Raw genomic sequence first — 3,497 nt, 5'->3', positions numbered from 1 at the left:
CATGCGAAAGCGGCCTCCCGGGCGTCCGGGAGGCCGCTTCGCGCGGCGCTGACCGCTCCGGCTACTTGTTCCGGTTGCGCGGGTCGCCGTGGCAGCGCTTGAACTTCTTGCCGGAGCCGCACGGGCACGGGTCGTTGCGGTTCACGCCCGCGTACTCGTCCTCGCTCTCCTCGCTGTGCAGCTCGACGCCGCCCTCGCCGTCCACGGTCGGGGCGGAGTACTCCAGCTTCTTCGGGCGGGACGGCTTCTCCAAGCCCTTCGCCTTGATGGCGGGGGCCTCGTCGGCCTCCTCCACGTCGACGGCGACGGCGCCCTCGCCCTCCTCCTCGTCCGCGGCGGCCGCGGGGGCCGACTTGGCGACGGAGACGGGGGCGGCGCCGACGGTCGGGGCCTCCGGCTGCTCCTCGACCTCGACCTCGAGGTTGAACAGGTAGCCGACCGACTCCTCCTTGATGCCGTCGAGCATCGCGTTGAACATGTCGTAGCCCTCGCGCTGGTACTCGACCAGCGGGTCGCGCTGCGCCATGGCCCGCAGGCCGATGCCCTCCTGGAGGTAGTCCATCTCGTAGAGGTGCTCGCGCCACTTGCGGTCGAGGACCGACAGCACGACGCGGCGCTCCAGCTCGCGCATGACGTCCGAGCCGAGCTCCTCCTCGCGCTTGTCGTAGGCCGCCTGGGCGTCCTCGCGGATCTTCTCGGCGAGGGTCTCGGCGTCCAGCCCGGAGATGTCGCCGCCCGCCTCCTCGATCAGCTCGTCCACCGTGATCGAGATCGGGTAGAGCTGCTTGAACGCCTTCCACAGCTTGTCGAGGTCCCACTCCTCGGCGAAGCCCTCGGCGGTGGCGCCCGCGACATAGCCGGCGACGACCTCGTCGATCATCCGGCGGACCTGCTCGTGCAGGTCCTCGCCCTCCAGCACCTTGCGGCGCTCGGCGTAGATGACCTTGCGCTGCCGGTTCAGGACCTCGTCGTACTTCAAGACGTTCTTGCGCATCTCGAAGTTCTGCTGCTCGACCTGGCTCTGCGCCGACTTGATCGCGTTCGTCACGATCTTGGACTCGATGGGGGTGTCGTCCGGGATGTTCAGCCGGGTCATGATCGACTCGACGCGGGCCGAGTTGAACAGCCGCATCAGGTCGTCCTCAAGGGAGAGGTAGAACCGGGACTCGCCCGGGTCGCCCTGCCGGCCGGAGCGCCCGCGCAGCTGGTTGTCGATGCGCCGCGACTCGTGCCGCTCCGTCGCGAGGACGTACAGGCCGCCGAGCTCGACGACCTCCTCGTGCTCGCCCTTCACGGCCTCCTTGGCCTTCTCCAGCGCCTCCGGCCAGGCCGCCTCGTACTCCTCCGGAGTCTCCAGCGGGGACAGGCCGCGCTGGTGCAGCTCCAGGTCGGCGCGGAAGTCGGGGTTGCCGCCGAGCATGATGTCGGTGCCGCGGCCCGCCATGTTCGTCGCGACGGTGACGCCGCCCTTGCGGCCGGCCTCGGCGACGATCGCGGACTCCTGCTCGTGGTGCTTGGCGTTCAGCACCTGGTGCGGGATGCCGCGCCGCTTGAGCATCTTGCTCAGCTTCTCGGACTTCTCCACCGACGTCGTGCCGACCAGCACCGGCTGGCCCTTCTCGTGCCGCTCGGCGATGTCGTCGACGACGGCCTCGAACTTGGCCTGCTCGGTCTTGTAGACGACGTCCGCGACGTCCTCGCGGATCATCGGCTTGTTCGTCGGGATCGGCACGACACCGATCTTGTAGGTCTTGTTGAACTCCGCCGCCTCGGTCACCGCGGTGCCGGTCATCCCGGACAGCTTCTTGTAGAGGCGGAAGTAGTTCTGCAGGGTGATCGTGGCGAGCGTCTGGTTCTCGTCCTTGATCGGCACGCCCTCCTTGGCCTCGATGGCCTGGTGCATGCCCTCGTTGTAGCGGCGGCCGTGCAGGATGCGGCCGGTGAACTCGTCCACGATCAGGACCTCGCCGTTCATGACGACGTAGTCCTTGTCGCGCTTGTACAGCTCCTTGGCCTTCAGCGCGTTGTTGAGGAAGCTCACCAGCGGCGTGTTCACCGAGTCGTACAGGTTGTCGATGCCGAGCCAGTCCTCGACCTTCTCGACGCCGGACTCGGTGATGCCGACGGTGCGCTTCTTCTCGTTCACCTCGTAGTCGCCGGGGCCGTACTCGTCGACCTGGCCGGCGGTGCTGATCAGCTCGGCGCGCTTCAGCCGGGGGGCGATCTTGGCGAACTCCGCGTACCACTTGGAGTTCTGCTCGGCCGGGCCCGAGATGATCAGGGGCGTGCGGGCCTCGTCGATGAGGATCGAGTCGACCTCGTCCACGATCGCGTAGTTGTGGCCGCGCTGGACGCACTCCTCCAGGCTCCACGCCATGTTGTCGCGGAGGTAGTCGAACCCGAACTCGTTGTTCGTCCCGTAGGTGATGTCGCAGTTGTAGGCCGCGCGGCGCTCGTCCGGGGTCATCTGCGGCAGGATCACGCCGACGTCGAGACCGAGGAACTGGTGCACCCGGCCCATCCACTCGGCGTCGCGCTTGGCCAGGTAGTCGTTCACCGTGACCACGTGGACGCCGTCGCCGGAGAGCGCGTTCAGGTAGGCGGGGAGCACACAGGTCAGGGTCTTGCCCTCACCGGTCTTCATCTCCGCGATGTTCCCGAGGTGCAGCGCCGCGCCGCCCATCACCTGGACGTCGTAATGGCGCTGCCCGAGGACGCGCCTGGCGGCTTCGCGTGCGGTCGCGAACGCCTCCGGGAGCAGGTCGTCCAGGGTCTCGCCGTCGGCGATTCGTTCCCGGTACTTGTCGGTCAGCTCGCGCAACTCGGCGTCGCTCATCTCGAGGAAGTCTTCCTCGATCGAGTTGACCTGATCCGCGAGCTTCTTGAGCTTGCGCAGGGTCTTTCCCTCGCCCGCACGAAGGATCTTGTCGATGACTGGCGGCACTCTCGAAGGCTCCTTGCAGATCGTGGTTCACCGCTCAGGGCGGCACGCACACCACACGTACGATGCCATCGTAGGCGAGACCCAGAATGGTCTAGGTCACTCCGCAGCGCAATCCACAGCGCGTCCCGTTTGACCTGCCGGGTCCGGGAGAGGATCTTTCACACCGTTTCAGGAGGGGAAGGCCAATGTCCGAAGGGTCAGGTTCGCACGCCGGCCGGCTCAGTTCGTGGATCGCCGTGACCATCATCTTCATCGGCTTCGTGGTCGGCGGCGTCGCGCTGTGCCTCGGCCCGCAGTGGATCATGTTCTGGGTGGGCGCCGGCATCGTGGTCGCCGGGCTCCTGGTCAGCTGGATGGTCCACCTGTTCTCCGACGTCGTCGTGGACGCGCCCCGCGTCATCCCCGAGATCGTCGACTACTCGCTGTTCGGCTCGCGCTCCGCGAGGCGCCGCGGCGGCGAGCAGGGCGAGGTCCTCAACGCCCCGGTCTCGACCGACACCGAGCAGACCCCCCACGGCTGACCCGCCCCGCACGAGGCCGGCTCCCCGAGGGG

At 67.7% G+C, this 3,497-nt stretch carries 2 protein-coding genes; one reads left to right on the top strand and one right to left on the bottom strand.

Features of this window, described 5'->3' with window-relative positions:
* Positions 1-61: 61 nt before the first annotated feature.
* Entirely contained in the window at positions 62-2,944 is a 2,883-nt protein-coding gene (secA, locus tag ACIWVC_RS18340; protein WP_396454358.1) for a preprotein translocase subunit SecA, read from the bottom strand.
* Positions 2,945-3,129: 185 nt separating this feature from the next.
* On the opposite strand from secA, the gene ACIWVC_RS18335 reads away from it, so the two are divergent.
* Positions 3,130-3,465, top strand: a complete 336-nt coding sequence (locus ACIWVC_RS18335; RefSeq protein ID WP_396448082.1) for an HGxxPAAW family protein — start codon at positions 3,130-3,132, stop codon at positions 3,463-3,465.
* Positions 3,466-3,497 lie beyond the last annotated feature (32 nt).

The sequence above is a fragment of the Actinomadura sp. genome, from assembly GCF_044508335.1.
Lineage (GTDB): Bacteria > Actinomycetota > Actinomycetes > Streptosporangiales > Streptosporangiaceae > Spirillospora.
The sequence above is the reverse complement of the archived record's forward strand: the minus strand, read 5'-3'. Positions and strand labels throughout refer to the sequence as shown.